23 protein-coding genes, 1 tRNA gene and 1 pseudogene are annotated in these 21,848 nt (G+C 63.0%); 10 read left to right on the top strand and 15 right to left on the bottom strand.

Annotated features, from left to right (window positions below; translation table 11 throughout):
- Positions 1–177: 177 nt before the first annotated feature.
- A complete protein-coding gene (locus tag IMX18_RS27940; protein WP_012614050.1) occupies positions 178–450 on the top strand; it encodes a glutaredoxin domain-containing protein in 273 nt (90 codons plus the stop codon).
- A gap of 95 nt (positions 451–545) precedes the next feature.
- On the top strand, positions 546–914 hold the full coding sequence (locus tag IMX18_RS27935; protein ID WP_223656233.1) for a MauE/DoxX family redox-associated membrane protein: 369 nt from the start codon (positions 546–548) through the stop codon (positions 912–914).
- Between the two features lie 74 nt (positions 915–988).
- Here IMX18_RS27935 and IMX18_RS06510 read toward each other — a convergent pair whose 3' ends face one another.
- Together IMX18_RS06510 and IMX18_RS06505 are read right to left on the bottom strand one after the other, a co-directional pair.
- Positions 989–1,183, bottom strand: a complete 195-nt coding sequence (locus tag IMX18_RS06510) for a heavy-metal-associated domain-containing protein (protein WP_012614049.1) — start codon at positions 1,181–1,183, stop codon at positions 989–991.
- A gap of 100 nt (positions 1,184–1,283) precedes the next feature.
- Positions 1,284–1,502: an Lrp/AsnC ligand binding domain-containing protein gene (locus tag IMX18_RS06505; protein ID WP_017511446.1), complete on the bottom strand. Its 219-nt coding sequence runs from the start codon at positions 1,500–1,502 to the stop codon at positions 1,284–1,286.
- A gap of 25 nt (positions 1,503–1,527) precedes the next feature.
- On the opposite strand from IMX18_RS06505, the pseudogene IMX18_RS06500 reads away from it, so the two are divergent.
- Together IMX18_RS06500 and IMX18_RS06495 are read left to right on the top strand one after the other, a co-directional pair.
- Positions 1,528–2,097, top strand: a pseudogene (locus tag IMX18_RS06500) (4-hydroxyphenylpyruvate dioxygenase family protein); the annotation flags it as partial.
- Positions 2,098–2,417: 320 nt separating this feature from the next.
- Positions 2,418–3,311: a LysR family transcriptional regulator gene (locus IMX18_RS06495; RefSeq protein WP_012614048.1), complete on the top strand. Its 894-nt coding sequence runs from the start codon at positions 2,418–2,420 to the stop codon at positions 3,309–3,311.
- A 26-nt stretch (positions 3,312–3,337) separates the two neighbouring features.
- On the opposite strand, the gene IMX18_RS06490 is transcribed toward IMX18_RS06495, so the two are convergent.
- Positions 3,338–3,646, bottom strand: a complete 309-nt coding sequence (locus IMX18_RS06490; RefSeq protein WP_021205759.1) for a helix-turn-helix domain-containing protein — start codon at positions 3,644–3,646, stop codon at positions 3,338–3,340.
- A gap of 89 nt (positions 3,647–3,735) precedes the next feature.
- Here IMX18_RS06490 and IMX18_RS06485 point away from each other — a divergent pair, with 89 nt between their 5' ends.
- Positions 3,736–4,377: a substrate-binding domain-containing protein gene (locus tag IMX18_RS06485; RefSeq protein ID WP_012614047.1), complete on the top strand. Its 642-nt coding sequence runs from the start codon at positions 3,736–3,738 to the stop codon at positions 4,375–4,377.
- Positions 4,378–4,443: 66 nt separating this feature from the next.
- On the opposite strand, the gene IMX18_RS06480 is transcribed toward IMX18_RS06485, so the two are convergent.
- From IMX18_RS06480 to IMX18_RS06445, 8 genes are all read right to left on the bottom strand, one after another.
- Positions 4,444–6,387 carry a tyrosine-type recombinase/integrase gene (locus IMX18_RS06480; RefSeq protein ID WP_217190181.1) on the bottom strand — a complete coding sequence of 648 codons (1,944 nt, stop codon included), beginning with the start codon at positions 6,385–6,387 and terminating at the stop codon, positions 4,444–4,446.
- A gap of 226 nt (positions 6,388–6,613) precedes the next feature.
- Positions 6,614–6,689 (bottom strand) — tRNA-Gly (locus tag IMX18_RS06475).
- A gap of 64 nt (positions 6,690–6,753) precedes the next feature.
- Positions 6,754–7,314: a CDP-diacylglycerol--glycerol-3-phosphate 3-phosphatidyltransferase gene (gene pgsA, locus IMX18_RS06470; protein ID WP_039613116.1), complete on the bottom strand. Its 561-nt coding sequence runs from the start codon at positions 7,312–7,314 to the stop codon at positions 6,754–6,756.
- 32 nt (positions 7,315–7,346) lie between these two features.
- Positions 7,347–9,170, bottom strand: a complete 1,824-nt coding sequence (uvrC, locus tag IMX18_RS06465) for an excinuclease ABC subunit UvrC (protein WP_013973365.1) — start codon at positions 9,168–9,170, stop codon at positions 7,347–7,349.
- 6 nt (positions 9,171–9,176) lie between these two features.
- Positions 9,177–9,815 (bottom strand): response regulator transcription factor GacA, encoded by a 639-nt coding sequence (gene gacA, locus IMX18_RS06460; protein WP_015271036.1) that lies wholly within the window; start codon positions 9,813–9,815, stop codon positions 9,177–9,179.
- Positions 9,816–9,878: 63 nt separating this feature from the next.
- On the bottom strand, positions 9,879–10,268 hold the full coding sequence (locus IMX18_RS06455) for a helix-turn-helix domain-containing protein (RefSeq protein WP_054572496.1): 390 nt from the start codon (positions 10,266–10,268) through the stop codon (positions 9,879–9,881).
- A 117-nt stretch (positions 10,269–10,385) separates the two neighbouring features.
- Positions 10,386–10,817: a GNAT family N-acetyltransferase gene (locus IMX18_RS06450; protein WP_015271038.1), complete on the bottom strand. Its 432-nt coding sequence runs from the start codon at positions 10,815–10,817 to the stop codon at positions 10,386–10,388.
- Positions 10,818–10,959: 142 nt separating this feature from the next.
- Positions 10,960–11,346 (bottom strand): DUF488 domain-containing protein, encoded by a 387-nt coding sequence (locus IMX18_RS06445; RefSeq protein ID WP_015271039.1) that lies wholly within the window; start codon positions 11,344–11,346, stop codon positions 10,960–10,962.
- A 128-nt stretch (positions 11,347–11,474) separates the two neighbouring features.
- On the opposite strand from IMX18_RS06445, the gene IMX18_RS06440 reads away from it, so the two are divergent.
- Positions 11,475–13,091 (top strand): inorganic phosphate transporter, encoded by a 1,617-nt coding sequence (locus IMX18_RS06440; RefSeq protein ID WP_015271040.1) that lies wholly within the window; start codon positions 11,475–11,477, stop codon positions 13,089–13,091.
- A gap of 136 nt (positions 13,092–13,227) precedes the next feature.
- Here IMX18_RS06440 and IMX18_RS06435 read toward each other — a convergent pair whose 3' ends face one another.
- From IMX18_RS06435 to IMX18_RS06425, 3 genes are all read right to left on the bottom strand, one after another.
- Positions 13,228–13,923: a glutathione S-transferase N-terminal domain-containing protein gene (locus IMX18_RS06435; RefSeq protein WP_015271041.1), complete on the bottom strand. Its 696-nt coding sequence runs from the start codon at positions 13,921–13,923 to the stop codon at positions 13,228–13,230.
- A gap of 87 nt (positions 13,924–14,010) precedes the next feature.
- Positions 14,011–14,508, bottom strand: coding sequence for a PaaI family thioesterase (locus IMX18_RS06430; protein ID WP_015271042.1), 498 nt, complete (start codon positions 14,506–14,508; stop codon positions 14,011–14,013).
- Positions 14,509–14,569: 61 nt separating this feature from the next.
- Complete coding sequence (locus tag IMX18_RS06425) at positions 14,570–15,952, bottom strand: amino acid permease (protein ID WP_054572495.1); 1,383 nt, start codon at positions 15,950–15,952, stop codon at positions 14,570–14,572.
- Positions 15,953–16,207: 255 nt separating this feature from the next.
- Here IMX18_RS06425 and gcvA point away from each other — a divergent pair, with 255 nt between their 5' ends.
- Both gcvA and IMX18_RS06415 read left to right on the top strand, forming a co-directional pair.
- Positions 16,208–17,104 (top strand): transcriptional regulator GcvA, encoded by an 897-nt coding sequence (gene gcvA / locus IMX18_RS06420; RefSeq protein ID WP_015271044.1) that lies wholly within the window; start codon positions 16,208–16,210, stop codon positions 17,102–17,104.
- A 236-nt stretch (positions 17,105–17,340) separates the two neighbouring features.
- On the top strand, positions 17,341–18,591 hold the full coding sequence (locus IMX18_RS06415; protein WP_100413760.1) for a 2-aminoadipate transaminase: 1,251 nt from the start codon (positions 17,341–17,343) through the stop codon (positions 18,589–18,591).
- Between the two features lie 3 nt (positions 18,592–18,594).
- On the opposite strand, the gene IMX18_RS06410 is transcribed toward IMX18_RS06415, so the two are convergent.
- On the bottom strand, positions 18,595–18,897 hold the full coding sequence (locus IMX18_RS06410; protein ID WP_100413759.1) for a hypothetical protein: 303 nt from the start codon (positions 18,895–18,897) through the stop codon (positions 18,595–18,597).
- 245 nt (positions 18,898–19,142) lie between these two features.
- Between IMX18_RS06410 and IMX18_RS06405 the strand changes: the two genes are divergently transcribed.
- Both IMX18_RS06405 and fusA read left to right on the top strand, forming a co-directional pair.
- Positions 19,143–19,568 (top strand): hypothetical protein, encoded by a 426-nt coding sequence (locus tag IMX18_RS06405; protein ID WP_015271047.1) that lies wholly within the window; start codon positions 19,143–19,145, stop codon positions 19,566–19,568.
- A 73-nt stretch (positions 19,569–19,641) separates the two neighbouring features.
- Positions 19,642–21,753, top strand: coding sequence for an elongation factor G (gene fusA / locus IMX18_RS06400; RefSeq protein ID WP_013973378.1), 2,112 nt, complete (start codon positions 19,642–19,644; stop codon positions 21,751–21,753).
- Positions 21,754–21,848: the final 95 nt, after the last annotated feature.

Genomic DNA, 21,848 nt, shown 5'->3' with positions numbered 1-21,848 from the left:
CTGGCAGATGGAGGACTGACGGCATTGCCGCCAGATAACCAACCCGTGGGCCAGACCAACCCGCGAGCCAGGTGTCTACACTCCCTTTGCACGGTCGTCGGTTAGGCTGGAAAGGTCATCAACGTCCTTAAATCCGTGACGGCCGGCCCATGGAAAGTCCCACAGGAGAAGTCCTGCATGTCTGCGCCCAAGCTAGCCACGCTCTACCGAATGGTCATGCCCGGCCATACCTGCCCCTACGGGCTGAAGTCGCTCGATCTGCTCAACCGCAAGGGCTACGAGGTCGAGGACAAACACTTGGCAAGCCGCGAGCAGACGGATGCGTTCAAGAAGGAGCATGGCATCGAGACCACGCCCCAGGTCTTCATAAACGGGCGGCGCGTGGGCGGCTACGACGACCTACGCAAATTCTTCGGCATGTCCGTGAAGGACAAGAACGCCGTGACCTAGACCCCTGTGATCGCGCTGTTCGCCACGGCGGCCGCAATGGCGCTGGCGGCGAGCTGGGCGGCCTTCGGCCAAGTCTAGAGCATTCAGGCGGCAGAGTGGTTCGTGGCCTTTGCCATGTGCCTCCTGGCGCTGCAGAAGCTCAAGGACGTGGACGGCTTCGCGACGACCTGCTGGCCAAGCGCTGGGTTCGGTATGCCTATTTCTACCCGTTCGCGGAGGCCATCGCAGGCGTCCAGATGGTCGCGGGCGTGGGGATGTGGGTGTCGATTCCGTTGGCGCTGTTCATCGGGACCGTCGGGGCCGTGTCGGTTTTCAAGGCGGTCTATGTCGATCGCCGGGAACTCAAGTGCGCCTGCGTGGGCGGGGACAGCAACGTGCCGCTGGGCTTCGTGTCCCTGACCGAGAACCTGATGATGGTGGCGATGGCCCTGTGGCCAAGGTCGGCCTACCTTGGGATGCACTGAGCGCCGCGCCAGGTACGGCGCAGCGCACGTGCTCGCATCGGCCGTCCTGTGTGCATGCCGGCCACGATGCGGTGTTACTGCGCGCGCGGCGGGAAGCCAGCTTCGCTCAGGGCCGCGGCGATCTGCTCTTGCGAGGCCGAGGTCTGGACCTCGACACGGCGGGTCGGCGGGTCCGTGACGATCTTGGCGTTGGGGTCGATCATTTGGATCGTTTTCGTCACAGTGCGGGCGCAGCCGCCGCAGGTCATGTCTTCGAGATGGAATTGCATGGAAAACTCCTTTCGGGTTGGGGTGTTTGAAGTGTGCTCCTTGCCACCGTTGGAAGGTCAATCGCTATTTGCATCCCCGCCACACCAACCGGCCGAATGCTCATAGGGGCAAGGCCGTGGTGCTCTTTACGCGATCCAGCACGAAGCTGGTCTTGCAGTCCTGCACGCTGGGGTGCTTGAGCAGCGTGTCGAGCACGAAGCGGGAGTAGTGAGCCATGTCCATGACGACCACCCGCAGCAGATAGTCCATGTCGCCGGTCAGCGCATGGCACTCCACAACCTCTGGCCAGTTCTGGACAGACGCGCGGAACACGTCCATGGGATTGCGCTTGTGCGAGTCGGAGTACTGGGCCGACTTCTACACGAAGTTCTTCAACTTCCAAGAGATCCGCTACTTCGACATCAACGGCGAGTACACCGGCCTAGCCTCCAAGGCGATGAGCGCGCCGGACGGCCTGATCCGCATCCCGCTGAACGAGGAAGCACGCCAGGGCGGCGGCCAGATTGAGGAATTCTTGATGCAGTTCAGCGGCGAGGGCATCCAGCACATCGCCCTGCTGTGCGACAACCTACTCGATGCGCTCGACCGCGTGCAGATGGCCGGTATCCCGCTGCTGACCGCCCCCAACGACATCTATTACGCAAACTTGGAAAAGCGCCTGCCCGGCCATGGCCAGCCCGTACCCGAGTTGCAGGCGCGCGGCATTCTGCTCGACGGCACGACCGAAGGCGGCCAGCCCCGCCTGCTGCTGCAGATATTCTCCGAGCCGCTGCTTGGCCCGGTGTTCTTCGAGTTCATCGAGCGCAAGGGCAACTACCGCGAGGGCTTCGGCGAAGGAAACTTCGGTGCCTTGTTCGAGTCGATGGAACGCGACCAGATCAACCGTGGCTCGTTGGAAATCAACCCGGCCTGATTTGGGCCTTTCCATGAAGGCAGAGCGCCTTCAGTCCTACATCTCGCGAGCCCCTCTGTGGGCTCGCGCTACTTTGGCGTCAGTACTGCCTTAGCCGCTCAAGCATTGAGCGGGTTGGCTTCGGCGTCACGTTCCGAAACAGTTGCTACCGCCCTTGACTTGAGTTAATACATGAACATATGTATTCTTATTCAGATACACCGATGGCCTTTTTCCTCGCCCTGAAGAGGGACCCAGCACTACGTCGCCCCCTCTAAGCGCACTTCGGCAGCAATGCGCCGTGGCCAACCCAATGACCAGGATTGCTGAAGGACGTGCCCATGGAACTTCGTCATTTGCGCTGCTTCGTGGCTCTCGCCGAAGAGCTGCATTTCACCCGTGCTGCGGAGCGCTTGCACATCGAGCAGCCGCCGCTGTCCCGCACGATCAAGGAATTGGAAGACGAACTGGGGGTGCTGCTCTTTGACCGCGATCGGCGGGGAACGCGGTTGACGCCAGCGGGCACCACCTTCCTTCAGGACATTCGCAGGCTGTTCACCAACCTGGAGCAGGCACGAGAAAACGTCAGGGCGATCGCCGCAGGCCTAAGAGGCAGCGTGCGCATCGCCATCTCCGATGGCGCCATCGACCCGCGGCTGTCTGCACTTCTTGCCCTGTGCCGCCAGGAGGAGCCGGAGATCGAAATACGGCTCTCCGAGGTCACCCTGGCGGAACAGTTGCGGGGACTGCGATCCGGCGACTTCGCGATCGGTTTCGCACACACCGCGGACGTCGGCGACGGACTGGTGACGGAGCCCATCTGGCAGGACCCGCTGGTGGTGACCGTGCCGATCCGGCACCCGTTGCTGGCCCACAAGGAAGTGTCGCTACGTGAACTCGTGAGTTACCCGCTGGTGATGTGCGATCCGCAGCTTTGCGAGGGCTACTGCCGCGAATTGACCCGGCTGCTACATCCCCTGGAGCGCGAGTCCACCATCGTTGAGCATGTCTCGTCGCTGGACATGATGCTCACATTGGTCGGAGCTGGTTACGGCATCGGCTTCGCAACGGCGACCCGAATCGCGGCGTGTCAACGTCCCGACGTGGTGATCCGGCCGTTGGCGCTCGATTCGGCCGTCATCATCACCTACCTGCTTCGGCCCGAAGGCGGTAGCGGACTATCCGCACCCGTAGAGCGCTTCATCGAGCGTTTGCGTTCGCCAAAGAGCGATTAGCTACGACGCCTGCGCCACATCCGGCGTCACGCATCGCCCTGAAGGTAGAGGTTGCGCTCCGTGGCCGTCATCAGTTCGGCCGAGCTGATCTTGAGAGCCAGGGAAATTTTTAGAATGAGAGCGAGTGTCGGCATGTGCTCGCCGCGCTCAATCTTGCCCATGTGCGAGCGCGCGATCCCCGCCAAGCCCGCGAACTCATCCTGAGCAATCCCCTGAGCCAGGCGAGCGGCTCGCACCGCTTGCCCGAACGCCAACGCCGGTGCGGACTCATAGGTGGTTACTCCGGCGGGCCGTCCAGGCCGAATAGTGCGCTTCTGCATTCGCAGAAGCGTCATGGAATCACTGATCTTTAACCACGTTAAAGATATCTCTTGAGTATGATGTCGGCTGCTCTTTTCGATCCCGTTGCCTCTTGGGGGCATCCATGCACAACGCCATCAGACCGTCCCCGAATTTCACACTCGCCATAGCGCCAGGTGTGCCGTCTTCACGGCTGTCGGCGCTGCTTGCACTGCAGCGAGCGCACGAGCCGGGTGTCGCGATCGCCGTGCGTGAAGTTTCGGATCAAGAGCTGGTAACGGGCCTGCATGAGGGCCGCTACGACGCGGGGCTATCTCTTAGCAGTGCGGGGGATCACCTGACGAGTAGCCGGAGGCTGTGGTGCGAAAGCATGGCCGTCGCGATACCACCGCGGTTCCGTTTGGTTGATCAGGCGAAGCTCACCATCTCCGATCTTCAGGACTATCCAATCTATCGCTGGCAGGCGGAGGCTTGTCCCTTGCTGGACGAGAGGTTGGCCTCCCTGATGCCAGTGGACCAAGAGAACATCCTGCCTGCAACTTCATTCGAGATGATGGCGCTGTGGGTTTCAGCCGGCTACGGCATCGGCGTATGCGCGCAATCGCGCATCGAGCGTGCCCATCAATGGGGGGTAAGCATGCGACCGCTCGCCGATGGCCCCTATGAGATCGTGACGTACCTCCAACGGCCCCACGCGCAAGCAGATTCTGCTGCCAAGCGTTTCGAGCGCAGGGCGCTGCAGATCGCCGAGGCAGGCGCCCTGTAGCAGGCACTCCTATAGGCCGGAGCCGTCTCATCCCGGCCATAGGTTGCAGCATGGGACTAGACCGGACTAGACCCCTTCAAGCACCGCTGCGCTGTCCACCAGTCGGCGGACGCTCTGCCGCACGTCCTCGGGGATGGGCCGCGGGGCAACGGCCTCGGGCACATCCGCATGGTGCTGGTAGTCGCCCATGAGAACCCGGATGATTGCGGGCACGTTCGTTGGCGTGACCGCATCAATGGCCGCACGATCACCCAGGTCGGGGTGAGGCTGGGTCAGCATGCGGTACAGGTCCCACGAATCGGCGTGCGGGCATTGGTTCATGAGCACTTGGGCCAGCTTGTGCTTGAGCGGCACCAGTTGCCAGTCGGGAACCCGCTGCCCCCGGTTGCCCAGGCTGATCGACAGCAGCTTGCCCGCCTTCAGCTCGCGGTTGATCTGGTCCTTGGACTTCCCGGCCAGCTTGCCGAACAGCGGGACCGGCAGATTGTTCGGCGACTCGTAGATGGCCAGCATTTCCTCGCGCTCGCGCTGGATCGCGGAGACTTCCGGCTCCGGGGCATGCACCGGAGGCGGCGGCACCTGCGACAGCCGCTGGAACATGATTCCGCCGCTGTTGGGGGTCACGACGATAGGCGTGGCCACCACGGGCGGCACGCCGGGGACAACAGGCTCAGCAGTCGTGGAGACCGCGCCCACCACTTCCTCCACTTCCGCCATTGCCGGCACCCCGTCGATACGGATGGTCAGATGCGCGCTCGCGGCTTCGACTTCACCCTGTTCGAGCAGGTCAAGACGGTCTGCCCAGTCCTGCATCATGCGACGCCGAGGCTCCACGTACTTGGCGTGGTTGTAGGCCGAACTCACCTTGTTGGGGTCGGAGTGCGAAAGCTGAGCGTCCACCCAAATCTTCGGGTATCCGATCTCGTTGAGCGCGGTCGAGATGGTGCCGCGGATGCCGTGGCCGGTCAGGCGCCCCTCGTAGCCCATGAGCTGCACGGCCTTGTTGAGGGTGTTCTCGCTGATGCGCTTCTTGAGTTCGCTGCGATGCGACAGCAGGTACTTCTGCGCTGAACGCATCACGCCCAGGAGATAGCGCACGATCTCGATGGCCTGCAGGGACAGGGGCACGATGTAGGGCGGCACGTCCTGCGGCCGCTTGCCGGCCTTGCGCATTTCGTCCTGGAGTTGCTTGACGACCTGCGGCGGGATGATCCACAAGCCGCGGTCGAGGTCGAATTGCTCAGGCTCGGCCAGGCGCAACTCGCCCGTGCGCACCCCCGTCAGGAACAGCAGCCGGACGCCAAGCTGGGTCTGCCAGCCCCGGGGGTTGTAGCGCCGGAGCTTCTGAAGGAACTCGGGCAGCTCGGGCAGGTGCAGATAGGGGTTGTGGGCCACCGGGGGCTTGGGCTCGGCCACCACGTCCAGGTCCGCGGCCGGATTGACTTCCAGCCCTTCGGCGATGACCAGGGCATAGCGGAACATCTGGTTGAACCAGGTGCGGACCTTCTCGGCGGTGGTGAACGCCTTGCGTTTCTCGATCGCCGCCACGACGCCCACGAGCTGGGGCCGTCGAATGTCGTAGATCGACATCTTCCCCAGGGTAGGCAGCACGTCCTTGTTGAAGATGCGCAGGATCTGCGAAAGCGTGCTCTGACGGCCTTCCTTGAGTTCCTTGCGGCGATGCTCGACCCAAGCATCGAAGACGTTCTTGAAGGTGTATTCGCCCGCCAGCTTGGCCGCGTGCCGGCGCTGGTCGCGTTCGATTTGGGGATCAATGCCCTTGGCGAGCAGAACCTGAGCCTTGTCCCGCTCGGCGCGGGCCTCGCGCAGACTGAGGGCGGGATAGCCACCCAGGGACATGCGCTTTTGCTTGCCCAGCCAGTAGTATCGGAAGATCCACGACTTGCCGCCTGCGGCAGAGACCATCAGGCCCAGGCAGTCGTTATCGGAGAGGGTGTAGCGCTTGCCGGTGGTTCTTGCCTGCCGGACTGTCAGATCAGAGAGTGCCATTTCGAGGCTCCTAAGTTATGACTTAGGCCTAATGCTCGTCATGGTTCCCGCTCAGCCCCAGCAACTATCCGGTAGCCGTCCCAACCGTATTCTTGTGCCTCAATTGGTCACTCAAAAACGGTAGCTGTGGGTGGATTTCCGTGGCGCTCGCTGGAATGAAAAAAGGGGCCAAAGCCCCTCTTTTCAACGACTTACAGACGTCAGTAGAAGTCTGTAGATCACTATCTGGAGCGGGAAACGAGACTCGAACTCGCGACCCCGACCTTGGCAAGGTCGTGCTCTACCAACTGAGCTATTCCCGCGTCGTGATGGGTGCCATTCTAGCGATTTCTAAAACAGCGTCAACCCCTTGATTCAAAAAAACTTTTATTTCTGCTCAGAGCCTTCGCGCAGGTGCGGCCAGGCGGCCAGCAGGTAGTGCACCATCGACCACAGTGTCAGCCCCGCCGCCACCAGCAGCAGCGCGTAGCCGAGGATTACCCAGAAGGTCACCGCTGGCGGGTTGCCCAGCAGGATCACCAGCGCCAGCATCTGCGCCGCGGTTTTCCACTTGCCAAGGTTGGACACCGCCACATGCGCGCGCGCGCCCAGCTCGGCCATCCACTCGCGCAGCGCCGAAACCACGATCTCGCGGCCGATGATCACCGCGGCCGGCAGGGTCAGCCAGAAGTTGGCGTGGGTCTGCACCAGCAGCACCAGGGCCACCGCCACCATCAGCTTGTCGGCCACAGGGTCGAGGAAGGCACCGAACGGCGTGCTCTGCTGCAGGCGGCGCGCCAGGTAGCCGTCCAGCCAGTCGGTGGCGGCGGCAACGGCGAACACGCTGCTGGCGGCCATGTAGCTCCAGTGGTAGGGCATATAGAACAGCAGGATGAAGATCGGGATGAGCAGGACGCGTAGAACGGTGAGCAGGTTTGGAATATTCATCGGTACGACTGGCCGCAAGTTGAGCCCGCATTCTACTCGCTATGCAGGCTGGCATAAATCGACTCGGCAAGCTTTTTACTGATGCCGGGTGCTTTGGCGATTTCATCGACACTGGCGCGGTTGAGCTCCTGCAGGCCGCCGAAATGTTTCAGCAGGTCGCGCCGGCGCTTGGGCCCTACCCCGGCCACATCCTCCAGGCTGGACACCCGGCGGGCCTTGCCGCGGCGGGCGCGGTGGCCGGTGATGGCGAAACGGTGGGCCTCGTCGCGGATCTGCTGGATCAGGTGCAAGGCCGGTGAGTCGCCCTTGAGGGTGAACTCATGGTGCACGTCGTTCAGGTACAGGGTTTCGAAACCGGCCTTGCGCGTCACGCCCTTGGCCACGCCAAGCAGGGTCAGGTCGCTGAAGCCAAGCTCCTGCATCACGTCACGGGCCATGTTCAGCTGGCCTTTGCCGCCGTCCACCAGCAGCACGTCGGGCAGCTTGCCCTCGCCATCCTTGATGCGCCCGTATCGGCGGGTCAGGGCCTGGTGCATGGCGGCGTAGTCGTCACCAGCGGTGACGCCTTCGATGTTGAAGCGGCGGTAGTCGGACTTGAGCGGGCCTTCGGGGCCGAACACCACGCAGCTGGCCACGGTGGCTTCGCCGCTGGAATGGCTGATGTCGTAGCACTCCAGGCGCTGCGGCACCTCGTCCAGGCCCAGCACCTCGGCCAGGGCCTCGAAACGTGCGGCCATGTGCTGGCGGTTGGCCAGGCGCGCATTGAGCGCCTGCTCGGCGTTGGTCACCGCCAGCTGCTGCCAGCGGGCGCGGGTACCGCGTACCCGGTGGCTGATGGTCAACTCGCGGCCGCGCAGGGTCTGCAGGGCTTCGCTGATGGCGGCGAAGTCTTCGTGCACCACGTTGACGATCAGTTCGCCCGGCAATTCGCGCTCGGCATTGCCCAGGTAATACTGGGAGAGGAAAGCGGCCATCACTTCGGCCACCTCCTCCTCGATGCCCACCTGCGGGAAGAAGTTCTTGCTGCCCAGCACCCGCCCGCCACGCACGCTGATCAGGTGCACGCAGGCGCCACCGGGGTTGACGAAGGCGGCGATAACGTCGACGTCGCCGCTGCCGCCTTCGATGTACTGCTGGTCCTGGACGCGGCGCAGCAAGGCGATCTGATCGCGCAGCTCGGCGGCCTTCTCGAAATTGAGGGCCATGGCGGCCTTCTCCATCTCGGCATTGAGCTCGTTGCCCAGTTGCTGGCTACGCCCTTCGAGGAACATCACCGAGTGGCGCACGTCCTCGGCATATTCCTCGGCGGTCACCAGGCCCGTGCAGGGCCCTTTGCAGCGTTTGATCTGGTACTGCAGGCATGGCCGGGTGCGGTTGGCGTAGTAGCTGTCTTCGCACTGGCGCACCGAAAAGGCCTTTTGCAGCAGGCTGAGGCTTTCGCGAATGGCGCCTGCGCTGGGGTACGGGCCAAAGTAGCGGCCCTTGGCCTTCTTTGCCCCACGGTGAATGCCCAGCCGCGGAAACTCGCCGTCGGAAAGGAACACGTAGGGGTAGGATTTGTCATCGCGCAGCAGGATGTTGTACGGCGGCCGCCACTCCTTGATCAGGTTCTGCTCCAGCAGCAGCGCCTCGGTTTCGTTGGCGGTGATGGTGGTTTCGACCTGGGCGATGCGGGCCACCAGCGCGGCGGTCTTGGGCGCCAGGCCGGTCTTGCGGAAATAGCTGGCCAGGCGCTTCTTGAGGTTCTTGGCCTTGCCCACATAAAGCAGCCGGGCTTCGCCGTCGAACATCCGGTAGACGCCCGGGCGACCACTGCAGGTAGCCAGGAATGCGCTGGCATCGAAAACTTGGGACATGAGGTTTTACAGGCTTGCGTCGACCATGCCGTGGCGAACGGCCAGCAAGGTCAGTTCGACGTCGCTGGTGACCGAGAGTTTTTCAAAGATCCGATAACGGTAAGTATTGACGGTCTTGGGCGAGAGGCACAACTTGTCGGAGATGATCTGCACTTTCTGGCAGCCGACGATCATCAGGGCAATCTGGATTTCCCGCTCCGACAAGGCATCGAACGGCGAGCCCTGTGGCTGGAATGGCTTCAGCGCCATCTGCTGGGCAATCTGCGGGCTGATGTAGCGCTGGCCGGCGAAGGCCAGGCGGATGGCCTGGACCATTTCGTCAAGGCCGGCGCCCTTGGTCAGGTAGCCAGCAGCGCCGGCCTGCAACAGGCGCGTGGGGAACGGGTCTTCCTCGCACACGGTCACGGCAACCACCTTGATGTCCGGGTGGCTGCGCAGCAGCTTGCGGGTGGCCTCCAGGCCGCCGATGCCGGGCATTTTCACATCCATCAGCACCACATCCGGCTTCAGTTCACGGGCCAGCCTGAGTGCCGACTCGCCCGAATCGCCCTCACCCACCACCTGCAGGCCATCGATGTCGGCCAGCATGCGTGTAATACCGGTTCGTACCAGATCGTGATCGTCGACCACTAAGACCCTAATCAAGCACACACCTCGTCAGCAGGGCGATTGGATCCCGCCACCTTAACAAAATTTTTCACGGCGGACCTAACGCATTCCTTCCGTAAGAAACCCCTGACGTTCAACCGTAAGCGGCCTCACTGTCTGCCGGGATTTGTCGTTGTTGGTCAAACGCCGCAACAAGTGCCAGAGTGCCGCCTGATCGTCGAACGACAACTGCCGGAAAGCCCCCAGCAAACCGGACTCATCGGCGCTCAGCCCCTCGAGCGGTGCCGGGGTGCGGATACCGCTGAGCACATAGAGTGCATCCACGCCCCGGGTTGCCAATGCCGCCAGGTAATCGACCCGCGGCGAGCGTTCACCACTCTCGTATTTGCCCTGGGCATTGGGTTCGACCCCACCGATATCGCCAAACACGCGCTGGGTCATCCCCAGACGCTCACGCTCTTCCCGCAGCCGCGGACCGATTCCATTCATGGGGGGCTCCTTATCCCTGATCACACTCATGTACGGCCTACCCACCTGCAGGCAGCCGTGAACGCCTGAGTTCACTATGCCGATGCTCACCAGTCGCGACAAGCCATCATTGAGCTATTAGTCGATCGTGCGCTGCATGCGCACAAAGCATTCGTCCTCACCCATTTCGACGAAGCCGTGGCGCTGGTAGAGCACGCGCGCCGGGTTGCTGCGAAACACCATCAGCCGCAGCAGCGGCAGGTGCCGCTGGCGGGCCCACAGTGCCAACTGCTCCAGCACCCAGCTGCCGACTCCACGCCGACGGTGCTCGGGTAACAGGTGCAACTCGCGGATGAACAGCGCCTGGCGGTCCTGGCTGAGGCTGCAGAAGCCGAGTACCGCGTCGCCTTCGGTCACCAGCCACTGCTCGCGCCAGCCCCAGGCTTCGTCGAAGGCTTCCTCTAGCCACAGCAGGTCATATTCGCGGTAGTACGGCAGCATGGCGCGGCGCGTGAGGTCGCGGGCGAAGGTGCGGTGGGTGTCGTTGGCGGGGGTCAGTTTCAGTGACATCACATTTCATACTCTTCGGTTTGCCAGGCCCGGCCCTATCGCCGGCAAGCCAGCTCCCACAGGTACAGCGATAGCCTTGAAGGCAGCGCAGTACCTGTGGGAGCTGGCTTGCCGGCGATAGGGCCAGTACAACGAACACCAATCATTGGGCGTAGCACACGGGCGAACTGCCGGGCCCACGCCGGTCCAGTTCGTCCTCCAGCCATTCAGCCAACACCCGGGCATTGTTGTGCTCGGTATCCTTGCCCGCATAAAGCAATGTCAGCGTGCCCTTTCCGGCCAGGTCCAGCAGCGGGTACCAGTGCTCGGGGTGGGCCGCCAGCTCTTGCTGGTAACGCTGGGTGAAGCCCGCGAAATCCACTTCACCCTGGTGAAACGCCTTGCGCAACTCATCCGAGGGTGCAACTTCGCGCAACCACTGCCCGTGCAGGTCTTCCTTGCGCTTGTTACGCGGCCACAGACGATCGACCAGCACGCGCTGACCGTCGTCTTGCTCAACCGCATCGTAGACACGCTTGCAGCGAATCATGGGTTTCTCCTGCCACTACCGTCCGTCTTGAGCCTAGATAAATCATTGATCGAGGTCACGGCCGGGTTACGAATTGTTTCTATGCTCAAGGCCTTCGGCACCCTTGCCACACCCCAACCGGAGCCATCATGGCAACCCCTTCACTGGCCAGTCTGCCGCAACTGGCCGAACGCGATGCCCGCCCGCAACTTGCCCACAAGCCCGGGCGTGCCACCCTGGTGTTGTTCTTCGGCCTGTTGCTGGCCGGCATTGCCTACACCGCCTGGAGCCTTAAACAGGATGTGACGGCCAGCGGCACGGTAATCACCACAGTCACACCATTCCTGCTGCTGGGCCTGGCGTTGCTGATTGCCCTGGGCTTCGAGTTCGTCAATGGCTTCCATGACACCGCCAACGCAGTGGCCACCGTCATCTACACCCACTCGTTGCCTGCCCCCGTCGCCGTGGTCTGGTCCGGGCTGTGCAACTTCCTCGGCGTGCTGCTTTCCAGTGGCGCGGTGGCGTTCGGCATCATCGCCCTGCTGCCGGTGGAGCTGATTCTGCAGGTCGGCTCCTCGGCCGGTTTCGCCATGGTCTTCGCCCTGCTGCTGGCAGCGATCATCTGGAACCTCGGCACCTGGTGGCTGGGCCTGCCGGCCTCATCCTCGCACACCCTGATCGGTTCGATCATCGGCGTGGGCGTGGCCAATGCCCTGATGCATGGGCGCGACGGCACCAGTGGCGTGGACTGGGCCCAGGCCAGCAAGGTCGGTTATGCCCTGCTGTTCTCGCCACTGCTCGGCTTTGCCTGTGCCGCCCTCTTGCTGCTGGCACTGCGCGCGCTGGTCAAGCGCAAGGCGCTGTACCAGGCGCCGGAAGGCCAGAGACCGCCACCGTGGTGGATCCGCGGCGTACTGATCCTGACCTGCACCGGGGTGTCCTTTGCTCACGGCTCCAACGACGGCCAGAAAGGCATGGGCCTGATCATGCTGATCCTGGTTGGCACCCTGCCGATGGCTTACGCATTGAACAAGACCATGCCCAATGAACAGGCCCTGCAGTTTTCCGCGGTCGCCGAGGTAACCCGCCAGGCACTGGTGCGCGGCGCCCCGCAAGCAGCACCGGCCGACCCACGCCAGGTGCTGACCACGTTCATTGCCGAGCCCAGGGCCAACCCGCAACTGATACCGGCGCTGGCGGCGCTGACCGGCATGATCGGCGAAGAGGTCAAAGGTTATGGCTCGCTCAAGCGGGTACCGGCCGAAGCCATGGCCAACGTGCGCAACGACATGTACCTGACCAGCGAAGCCATCCGCCTGATCGAGAAGAACCAGCTGGTGGTATTCGATGCAGGTACACGCAGCCAGGTGCTGCTGTTCAAGACCCAGCTGGATGATGCCACCCGCTACATCCCGCTGTGGGTGAAAGTGGCCGTGGCCATCGCACTGGGGCTGGGCACCATGGTCGGCTGGCGGCGCATCGTGGTGACGGTAGGCGAGAAGATCGGCAAGACCCACCTCAGCTATGCCCAGGGGGCTTCGGCCGAAGTGGTGGCAATGTGTACCATTGGTGCGGCGGACATGTTCGGGTTGCCGGTGTCGACTACCCATGTGCTGAGTTCCGGGGTGGCCGGGACCATGGTGGCCAACGGGTCGGGGATTCAGAAGCGCACGCTGGTCAACCTGCTGATGGCCTGGGTGCTGACCTTGCCGGCAGCAATGCTGTTGGCCGGCAGCCTGTACTGGCTGCTGCACCACATTTTCTGAGCCTGAAAACAGTTTCGCCTTCACTGGCCCTATCGCCGGCAAGCCAGCTCCCACAGGAACACCACAGACCTCAAGCCCTGTGCATTCATTACCTGTGGGAGCCGGCTTGCCGGCGATAGGGCCCTTACAGCCAACCTCAACCTGGAATTTTCAGCCCGCGTTGCACGGCCGGCCGCTCGAGGAACGCCGCCAGCACCCGCTGCACTTCCTTGAACTGATCGAAGCCTACCAAATCTCTGGCGTTGTAACGCTCAACCAGGTTACGCACCCACGGGAAAATCGCGATATCGGCAATGCTGTACTCGTCGACCATCCATTCCCGGCCTTTCAGATGCCGGTCCAGAACACCGAGCAGGCGCTTGGACTCGTTGACATAACGGTCCCGCGGGCGCTTGTCCTCGTATTCCTTGCCAGCAAAGAAATGGAAGAATCCGACCTGGCCAAACATCGGCCCGATGCCACCCATCTGGAACATCAGCCACTGCAAGGTCTGGTAACGCTGGGCCGGGTCCTGGCTGAGCAACTGGCCGCTCTTCTCTGCCAGGTACTGCAGGATCGCCCCCGACTCGAACAGCGGCAGCGGCCGGCCGCCAGGGCCATTGGGGTCGAGGATGGCGGGGATCTTGTTGTTGGCGCTGAGCGAGATGAACTCGGGGCTCAGCTGGTCATCGTTGTCGAAGCTGACCTTGTGCGGCTCATAGGCCAGGCCGATCTCTTCGAGCATGATCGACACCTTGACGCCGTTGGGCGTCGGCAACGAATACAGCTGCAGGCGCTCGGGGTGTCTGGCGGGCCACTTGCGGGTAATGGGGAAAGCACTGAGATCGGTCATGATCAACCTTGCCTGGGGAATGAACCTCTCACTCTAGAGACATCCCCGGCCGCTGACCATCACCGACCACTCATCAGCACCGGCGGCTCAGGCCTGGCCGTGGGCCTTGAGCTTGAGCTTTTCGGTATCGACGCGAACGAACACCGAGTCGGCAGTCACTGTCAGCACATCGTCGGCCCAGACTTCGCAGAGCACCCGGGTCTTGCGCCCTACCTCACCTTCCACACGCGCCTTGAGCAACAATTCGACACCCATGGGCGTGGGCTTGAGGTAGTTCAGGCCAAGGCTGCCAGTGACACAGTCGATGCGCGGCAGGCTGCCCGCTTCGCGACCTTCGTTGCGGTAGTGGTAAGCCATTGCCGTCCAGTTGGAGTGGCAGTCGACCAGCATCGCCAGCAGCCCGCCATAGACCAGGCCGGGCCAGCCGATGAAGGTGCTGTCGGGCGCGTGCCGGCACACCAGGTGGATGCCGTCGGCGTCCCAATGGCTTTGCAGGTGCAGGCCGCTGGGGTGGGAACAACCGCAGCCGTAGCAAGTGCCGTCGGGTGCGGCGAGGGCCTGGAGGGAAAGGGAGTGGTCGTTCATACGCTTCCTGTGCTTATTGATATGGGGGGGCGCGCAACGCCCCCACATTAAAACAGAAACATCAGGCCGTCTGGGCAACCACCCTGGCGCGCCGCTGGGTCAGCGAAACCAGCAGGATGAACGCGGTCACCCCGGCGGTCATCAGCGTCTCGTAGCGGTAGGCATCGCTGAACAGCATGTAGCCCAGCACCATGACGATGGTGCCGATCACCAGCCAGGTCAGCCATGGGAACAGCCACATCTTCAGCTCCAGCGGCCGCCCTTCGCGCTCGGCACGGGCCCGCATGCGCAGCTGCGAAACGGCAATCACCAGGTACACCAGCAAGGCGATGGCGCCGGTGGTGGACAGCAGGAAGCCGAATACCTTGCCCGGGAACACATAGTTGACGAAGCACCCGGCAAAGCCGGCCAGGGTCGAGAAGATGACCGCCACGGTCGGTACGCCCGAGCCGGAGATACGCTTGGTAACGCTCAGCGCCTGGCCACGGGCGCCCAGCGAATAGAGCATGCGCGACGCAGTGTACAGGCCCGAGTTCATGCAGCTGGTCACGGCCACCAGCACCACGATATCCACCAGCAGCTTGGCGCCCGGCACGTTCAGCACTTCCAGCACGCGCTGGAACGAACCTACCGCTTTGAGGCCCGGGTCGTTCCACGCCACAAGCGACACCACAAGGAAGATCGACGCCAGGTAGAAGATGGCGATGCGGTACACAACAAGGTTGGTAGCGCGGCGGATCTTGTCTTTCGGGTTGGCGGTTTCGTCAGCGGCAATGGTGACGATTTCGGCGCCGAAGAACGAGAAGATGGTGATCAGCACGCCACCGAGCACGGTGCCGAAACCGTTGGGCATGAAGCCGCCGTTGTCCCACAACCGGCTGACCCCGGACACCTCGGCCAGCGGCCAGACGCCGAATACCGCCAGGCTGCAGACCACGATGAAGGCGATGATCGCCACCACCTTGACCAGCGCGAACCAGTACTCGAAGGCACCGAAGTTCTTCACGCTGATCAGGTTGGTACCCGACAGCACCAGCATGATCAGGAAGGCGAACAGCCACGACGGCACGCCAGGGAAGTAGGCATGCAGGATGTCGGCGCCGGCAATGGCCTCGACCGGAATGATCAGTACCCAGAACCACCAGTACAGCCAGCCGATGGTAAAGCCCGCCCAAGGGCCGATGGCTTCGGAGGCATAGGTGGAAAACGAGCCGCTGTTGGGGTTGGCGATGGCCATTTCACCCAGCATGCGCATCACCAGCAAGACCAGCAGGCCAGTCATGGCGTAGGAGATGAGGATGGCCGGGCCGGCGGTGGCGATGGCGTTGGAGGAACCGATGAACAGGCCGGCGCCGATGATGCCGGCGATGGAGATCATGGATACCTGACGGGACGTCAGGCCGTGCTGCAGGGAGCGCTGTTTGTTGTTGTTTGGCGAAGCCATGAAGAACCCTCGAATGGGTCGGCCGCAGCGGGGCGGCTGAAGACTGGAGCAGAATTCTTATAAATTTCTGATGTTCGTTTTTGTTGTTTTGCAGATGCCGGAAGCGGGTACTGACCTCCTCTTCGCACGACCGGTTGTAATCGTTGATCCAGGTCAGTATTAATCTATAGGCCGAGGTCAACAAACGACCTTTTCGAAACACATGATTCCGTTATGGAATGAACTCCTTCCTTTTTTGCTCGGTATTTGCCCGTCATGTCCAAACGCCTGATGCCTTCGACCACCGCCCTTCAGTGCTTCGAAGCGGCCGCCCGCCACCTCAGCTTCACCCGCGCGGCCCAGGAACTGCACCTGACCCAGAGCGCCGTCAGCAAGCAGGTGGCGCAGCTTGAGGACATGCTGTCGCACTCGCTGTTCCAGCGCATTCGCCGGCGCCTGCACCTGACCCCGGCTGGCGCGCTGTACCTCACCGAAGTGAACAAGATCCTCACCCAGATCGACATTTCCAGCCGCTACATCCTCAGCTACGGCGACGAGACCGAAGTGCTGCGCATCGCCACCCAGCCCACCTTCGGCGCGCGCTGGCTGGTACCCCGGCTGAAGGGTTTTGGCGACCGCTACCCGCGCATTCACCTGGATATCCGCAATGAGCTGGAGCCGTTCGACCTGGTGCAGGCCAAGGCCGACATTGCGTTTTTCTTCGGCCAGGGCACCTGGCCCGGGGCAACCTGCATCGAACTGTTCAGCGAGGAAGTGGTGCCGGTGTGCAGCCCGCAGCTGCTGGCCAACCACCGGTTCGACAGCGCCCAGGCGCTGACCGAACACCGCCTGTTGCAGTGCGTGTCGCGCCCGGAGGCCTGGCATGAATGGTTCCTGGGGCTGGGGCTGCATAGCCAGAACAGCTACCACGGCCCCCGCTTCGACACGTTCTACCTGTGCATCCGCGCGGCCATTGCCGGCTGCGGCATCGCCCTGATCCCGCGCTACCTGGTGGCCGAAGAGTTGAGCGAGGGCAAGCTGGTGGTGGCCTGGGACCACCCGGTGGCGAGCAATGGCCGGCACTTCATCGCCCATGCCGAGCATGCGGCCGAAGTGCCCAAGGTCAGGGCCTTCGTGCAGTGGATTCGGGAGCGGGTGGCCGAGGGGGATTGATTACTTCCTGCACTGGCCCTATCGCCGGCAAGCCAGCTCCCACAAGTACTCCACAGCCATCAAGACCTGTGCCGTACCTGTGGGAGCTGGCTTGCCGGCGATAGGGCCGGAATGGCAGATACAAAAACCAGCTAGTTCAAGAATCCAGGGAATGACCGCAATCGAATAATTCGTTTGCGGAATAACCTGCCAACACGCTTGGATAATAAGAAATTCGAACAAAGGTCCGCGTGCCCATGAATCAGGAAAGTATCAGCCAATCCATTGCCATCGTTCACCCGATCACACTTTCCCATGGCCGCAATGCCGAAGTCTGGGACACCGACGGCAAACGTTACATCGACTTCGTCGGCGGTATCGGTGTACTCAACCTGGGCCACTGCAACCCGGCCGTGGTCGAGGCGATCCAGGCCCAGGCCGCTCGCCTTACCCACTACGCCTTCAACGCAGCCCCCCATGGCCCATACCTGGCGCTGATGGAGCAACTGAGCCAGTTCGTACCGGTCAGCTACCCATTGGCCGGCATGCTCACCAACAGCGGCGCGGAAGCTGCGGAAAACGCCCTGAAAGTGGCCCGCGGTGCCACCGGCAAACGCGCCATCATCGCCTTCGACGGCGGCTTCCACGGTCGCACCCTGGCCACCCTGAACCTCAACGGCAAGGTCGCCCCGTACAAGCAGCGGGTCGGTGAATTGCCGGGGCCGGTGTACCACCTGCCCTACCCCAGCGCCGACACCGGGGTTACCTGCGAACAGGCCCTCAAGGCCATGGACCGCCTGTTCAGCGTCGAGCTGGCAGTGGAAGACGTGGCGGCGTTCATCTTCGAGCCGGTGCAGGGCGAAGGCGGCTTCCTCGCCCTTGACCCAGCCTTCGCCCAGGCCCTGCGCCGCTTCTGCGACGAGCACGGCATCCTGATCATCATCGACGAGATCCAGTCGGGCTTCGGCCGCACCGGCCAGCGCTTCGCCTTCCCGCGTCTGGGCATCGAGCCCGACCTGCTGCTGTTGGCCAAGAGCATTGCCGGCGGCATGCCGCTGGGTGCGGTGGTCGGGCGCAAGGAGGTGATGGCAGCGCTGCCCAAGGGCGGCCTGGGTGGCACCTACTCAGGCAACCCGATCGCCTGCGCAGCGGCCCTGGCCAGCCTGGCGCAGATGACCGACGAGAACGTCGCTACCTGGGGTGAGCGCCAGGAGCAGGCAATCGTGCGCCGCTTCGAGCATTGGAAGGCCTCGGGACTGAGCCCGTTCATCGGCCGCCTCACCGGCGTCGGCGCGATGCGGGGGATCGAGTTCGTCAATGCCGACGGCAGCCCGGCACCGGCGCAACTGGCCAAGGTGATGGAAGCGGCGCGGGCCAAGGGCCTGTTGCTGATGCCCAGCGGCAAGGCGCGGCACATCATCCGCCTGCTGGCACCGCTGACCATCGAAGCCGAAGTGCTCGAGGAAGGCCTGGATATCCTCGAGCAGTGCCTGGCCGAGCTGAACTGATACTTACAAGCCCAGCTCTGCGGGAGTGAGCATGTCGGACTCGAAGGCAATCCAGCCGCCTTCGAGTTCGGCGTGCCCGTTGACGATCGGGCCGTAGTAGGTCAGGCCGTTCTCCAGGGTCACGCAGATGTGCGTGGCGTTCTTTTCGGGGGCTGCGAGCGTACCGACGAAATGCACCTTCTTCAGCGTTTCGGTCACCGCTTCCAGGCCAACGCGCATATTGGGGTTTTCCGAGGCCTCGGCGTCGCCGCCACGGTCTTCGGCGCTGATGGTGATGGTGGCGATGTACGGGTACTTGGTGCTCAAGCGGGTTACCTCTGTGGGTGTGTAGGCGTATGGGCGCGTAGAGTACGGCAGGTGATCTCCATTGTCTCTACTGGCCTCTTCGCGGGCACGCCCGCTCCCACAGGGATCGCATGTTGCTCAGGTTGTGCACAGCACCTGTGGGAGCGGGCGAGCCCGCGAAGAGGCCGGGCCTGCAAAAGGTGATCTGAATGCCCCGATCTGTTAGGGTGCCCGCCGATGCACGCCACACCACACGAGGATCCCGAGTGAGCGCCGAAGAACCCCTGATCGCCGACCTGTTCGAAGTCGACAAACGCCTGTCCCTCAAGCCCGTGGTGGACTTCAACAGCTACCTGCGCAACGCCTTCGGCGAAGGCCCGTGCCGTTGCCATCGCTGCACCGAAGGGGGCGACCAAGGCACCTACAGCCACGCCCACACCTTCACCTTCGACGGTCGCCAATGGCACCGCCGCTTTGCCAGCACCTCCGGCAGCGACGTCGCCCAGGCCCTGAAAAAGGCCTGGCTTTCGTACACCAAGGCCGATCTCAACCTGGTCGGCGCACTGGACCTGGCCACTCTCAAGACCTTCACCGAAGCCGCCCTGCACACGCGCCTGCTGGCCCTGCTGCCAGCCAGCGGCCTGGCCCGCGAAGTGGATGGCCAGTGGCAGCTGCAAGCCCAGGCCGACTGACGGCCCGGCGGTAAAGCAGGATTCTCCCGTTCTGCTACCGTGGGAGAATCCGCTCATCCGCAGGTAGTCCGCCATGGCCCGTACAACGCCCATCGAGCTGTACCGCAATATCGGTATCGTCGCCCACGTGGACGCCGGCAAGACCACGACCACCGAGCGGATCCTGTTCTACACCGGGGTCAACCACAAGATGGGCGAAGTGCACGATGGTGCCGCGACCATGGACTGGATGGCCCAGGAGCAGGAGCGCGGTATCACCATCACCTCGGCGGCGACCACTGCCTTCTGGCAGGGCTCGACCAAGCAGTTCGCCCACAAGTATCGCTTCAACATCATTGACACCCCGGGCCACGTCGACTTCACCATCGAGGTGGAGCGCTCGCTGCGCGTGCTCGATGGCGCGGTAGTGGTGTTCAGCGGCGCGGACGGGGTCGAACCGCAGTCCGAGACCGTATGGCGCCAGGCCAACAAGTACCACGTGCCCCGCCTGGCCTACATCAACAAGATGGACCGCCAGGGCGCCGACTTCCTGCGCGTGGTCAAGCAGATCGACCAGCGCCTGGGCCACCACCCGGTGCCGATCCAGCTGGCCATCGGCAGTGAAGAGAACTTCATCGGCCAGATCGACCTGGTGAAGATGAAGGCCATCTACTGGAACGATGCCGACCAGGGCACCAGCTACCGCGAAGAAGACATCCCTGCCGAGCTGCAGGCACTGGCCGACGAGTGGCGCGCGCACATGGTCGAGGCAGCGGCCGAGGCCAATGACGAGCTCACCATGAAGTTTCTCGAAGGTCAGGAACTGAGCGTCGACGAAATCAAGGCCGCACTGCGCCAACGCACCATCGCCAACGAAATCGTGCCGACCATCCTCGGCTCGTCGTTCAAGAACAAGGGCGTGCCGCTGATGCTCGACGCGGTCATCGACTACCTGCCCGCCCCGTCGGAGATCCCGGCCATCAAGGGCACCGACCCGGATGACGAAGAAAAGCACCTGGAGCGACACGCCGACGACAGCGAGCCGTTCTCGGCCCTGGCATTCAAGATTGCCACCGACCCGTTCGTCGGCACCCTGACCTTCGCCCGGGTCTACTCCGGCGTGCTCAGCTCCGGCAACGCGGTGCTCAACTCGGTCAAGGGCAAGAAGGAACGCATCGGCCGCATGGTGCAGATGCATGCCAACCAGCGGGCTGAAATCAAGGATGTGTGCGCCGGCGACATCGCCGCGCTGATCGGCATGAAGGACGTGACCACCGGCGACACCCTGTGCGACATGGACAAGCCGATCATCCTCGAGCGCATGGACTTCCCCGACCCGGTAATTTCCGTGGCGGTGGAGCCAAAGACCAAGGCCGACCAGGAAAAAATGGGCATCGCCCTGGGCAAGCTCGCCCAGGAGGACCCGTCATTTCGCGTGCGCACCGACGAGGAGACCGGCCAGACCATTATCTCGGGCATGGGCGAGTTGCACCTGGACATCATCGTCGACCGCATGCGCCGCGAGTTCAACGTCGAAGCCAACATCGGCAAGCCACAGGTGGCCTACCGAGAGAAAATACGCAACACCTGCGAGATCGAGGGCCGCTTCGTCCGCCAGTCCGGCGGCCGGGGCCAGTACGGCCACTGCTGGATCCGCTTCGCCCCCGGCGACGAGGGCAAGGAAGGCCTGGAGTTCATCAACGAGATCGTTGGCGGCGTGGTCCCACGCGAATACATCCCGGCTATCCAGAAAGGCATCGAGGAGCAGATGAAGAACGGCGTGCTGGCCGGCTACCCGCTGATCAACCTGAAGGCGGCGGTGTTCGACGGCTCGTACCACGATGTCGACTCGAACGAAATGGCCTACAAGATCGCCGCCTCGATGGCCACCAAGCAGCTGTCGCAGAAAGGTGGGGCGGTGTTGCTGGAGCCGGTGATGAAGGTGGAAGTGGTGACCCCGGAGGAGTACCAGGGTGACATCCTCGGCGACCTGAGCCGGCGCCGCGGGATGATCCAGGACGGTGATGAAACGCCGGCCGGCAAGGTGATCCGTGCCGAGGTGCCGCTGGGCGAGATGTTCGGCTACGCCACCTCGATGCGCTCCATGACCCAGGGCCGGGCCAGCTTCTCGATGGAGTTCACCCGTTATGCCGAGGCACCGGCGAGCATTGCCGATGCCATCGTCAAGAAGAACCGCGGGGAGTGATTCGTTCGCCTGTGCTGGCCTCTTCGCGGCTAAAGCCGCTCCCACAGGGAATGCATACCCCCTGTAGGAGCGGCTTTAGCCGCGAAGAGGCCAGC

The sequence above is a fragment of the Pseudomonas shirazica genome (assembly GCF_015168335.1).
Classification (GTDB): domain Bacteria; phylum Pseudomonadota; class Gammaproteobacteria; order Pseudomonadales; family Pseudomonadaceae; genus Aquipseudomonas; species Aquipseudomonas asiatica.
The sequence above is the reverse complement of the archived record's forward strand: the minus strand, read 5'-3'. Positions and strand labels throughout refer to the sequence as shown.

Bases quoted from the DNA above. Each gene is read 5' to 3' on its own strand.
- IMX18_RS27940 (WP_012614050.1), top strand. From the start codon at position 178: ATGTCTGCGCCCAAGCTAGCCACGCTCTACCGAATGGTCATGCCCGGC.
- IMX18_RS06510 (WP_012614049.1), bottom strand. From the start codon at position 1,183: ATGCAATTCCATCTCGAAGACATGACCTGCGGCGGCTGCGCCCGCACT.
- IMX18_RS06505 (WP_017511446.1), bottom strand. From the start codon at position 1,502: ATGGACGTGTTCCGCGCGTCTGTCCAGAACTGGCCAGAGGTTGTGGAG.
- IMX18_RS06495 (WP_012614048.1), top strand. From the start codon at position 2,418: ATGGAACTTCGTCATTTGCGCTGCTTCGTGGCTCTCGCCGAAGAGCTG.
- IMX18_RS06490 (WP_021205759.1), bottom strand. From the start codon at position 3,646: ATGACGCTTCTGCGAATGCAGAAGCGCACTATTCGGCCTGGACGGCCC.
- IMX18_RS06485 (WP_012614047.1), top strand. From the start codon at position 3,736: ATGCACAACGCCATCAGACCGTCCCCGAATTTCACACTCGCCATAGCG.
- IMX18_RS06480 (WP_217190181.1), bottom strand. From the start codon at position 6,387: ATGGCACTCTCTGATCTGACAGTCCGGCAGGCAAGAACCACCGGCAAG.
- pgsA (WP_039613116.1), bottom strand. From the start codon at position 7,314: ATGAATATTCCAAACCTGCTCACCGTTCTACGCGTCCTGCTCATCCCG.
- uvrC (WP_013973365.1), bottom strand. From the start codon at position 9,170: ATGTCCCAAGTTTTCGATGCCAGCGCATTCCTGGCTACCTGCAGTGGT.
- IMX18_RS06455 (WP_054572496.1), bottom strand. From the start codon at position 10,268: ATGAATGGAATCGGTCCGCGGCTGCGGGAAGAGCGTGAGCGTCTGGGG.
- IMX18_RS06450 (WP_015271038.1), bottom strand. From the start codon at position 10,817: ATGTCACTGAAACTGACCCCCGCCAACGACACCCACCGCACCTTCGCC.
- IMX18_RS06445 (WP_015271039.1), bottom strand. From the start codon at position 11,346: ATGATTCGCTGCAAGCGTGTCTACGATGCGGTTGAGCAAGACGACGGT.
- IMX18_RS06440 (WP_015271040.1), top strand. From the start codon at position 11,475: ATGGCAACCCCTTCACTGGCCAGTCTGCCGCAACTGGCCGAACGCGAT.
- IMX18_RS06435 (WP_015271041.1), bottom strand. From the start codon at position 13,923: ATGACCGATCTCAGTGCTTTCCCCATTACCCGCAAGTGGCCCGCCAGA.
- IMX18_RS06430 (WP_015271042.1), bottom strand. From the start codon at position 14,508: ATGAACGACCACTCCCTTTCCCTCCAGGCCCTCGCCGCACCCGACGGC.
- IMX18_RS06425 (WP_054572495.1), bottom strand. From the start codon at position 15,952: ATGGCTTCGCCAAACAACAACAAACAGCGCTCCCTGCAGCACGGCCTG.
- gcvA (WP_015271044.1), top strand. From the start codon at position 16,208: ATGTCCAAACGCCTGATGCCTTCGACCACCGCCCTTCAGTGCTTCGAA.
- IMX18_RS06415 (WP_100413760.1), top strand. From the start codon at position 17,341: ATGAATCAGGAAAGTATCAGCCAATCCATTGCCATCGTTCACCCGATC.
- fusA (WP_013973378.1), top strand. From the start codon at position 19,642: ATGGCCCGTACAACGCCCATCGAGCTGTACCGCAATATCGGTATCGTC.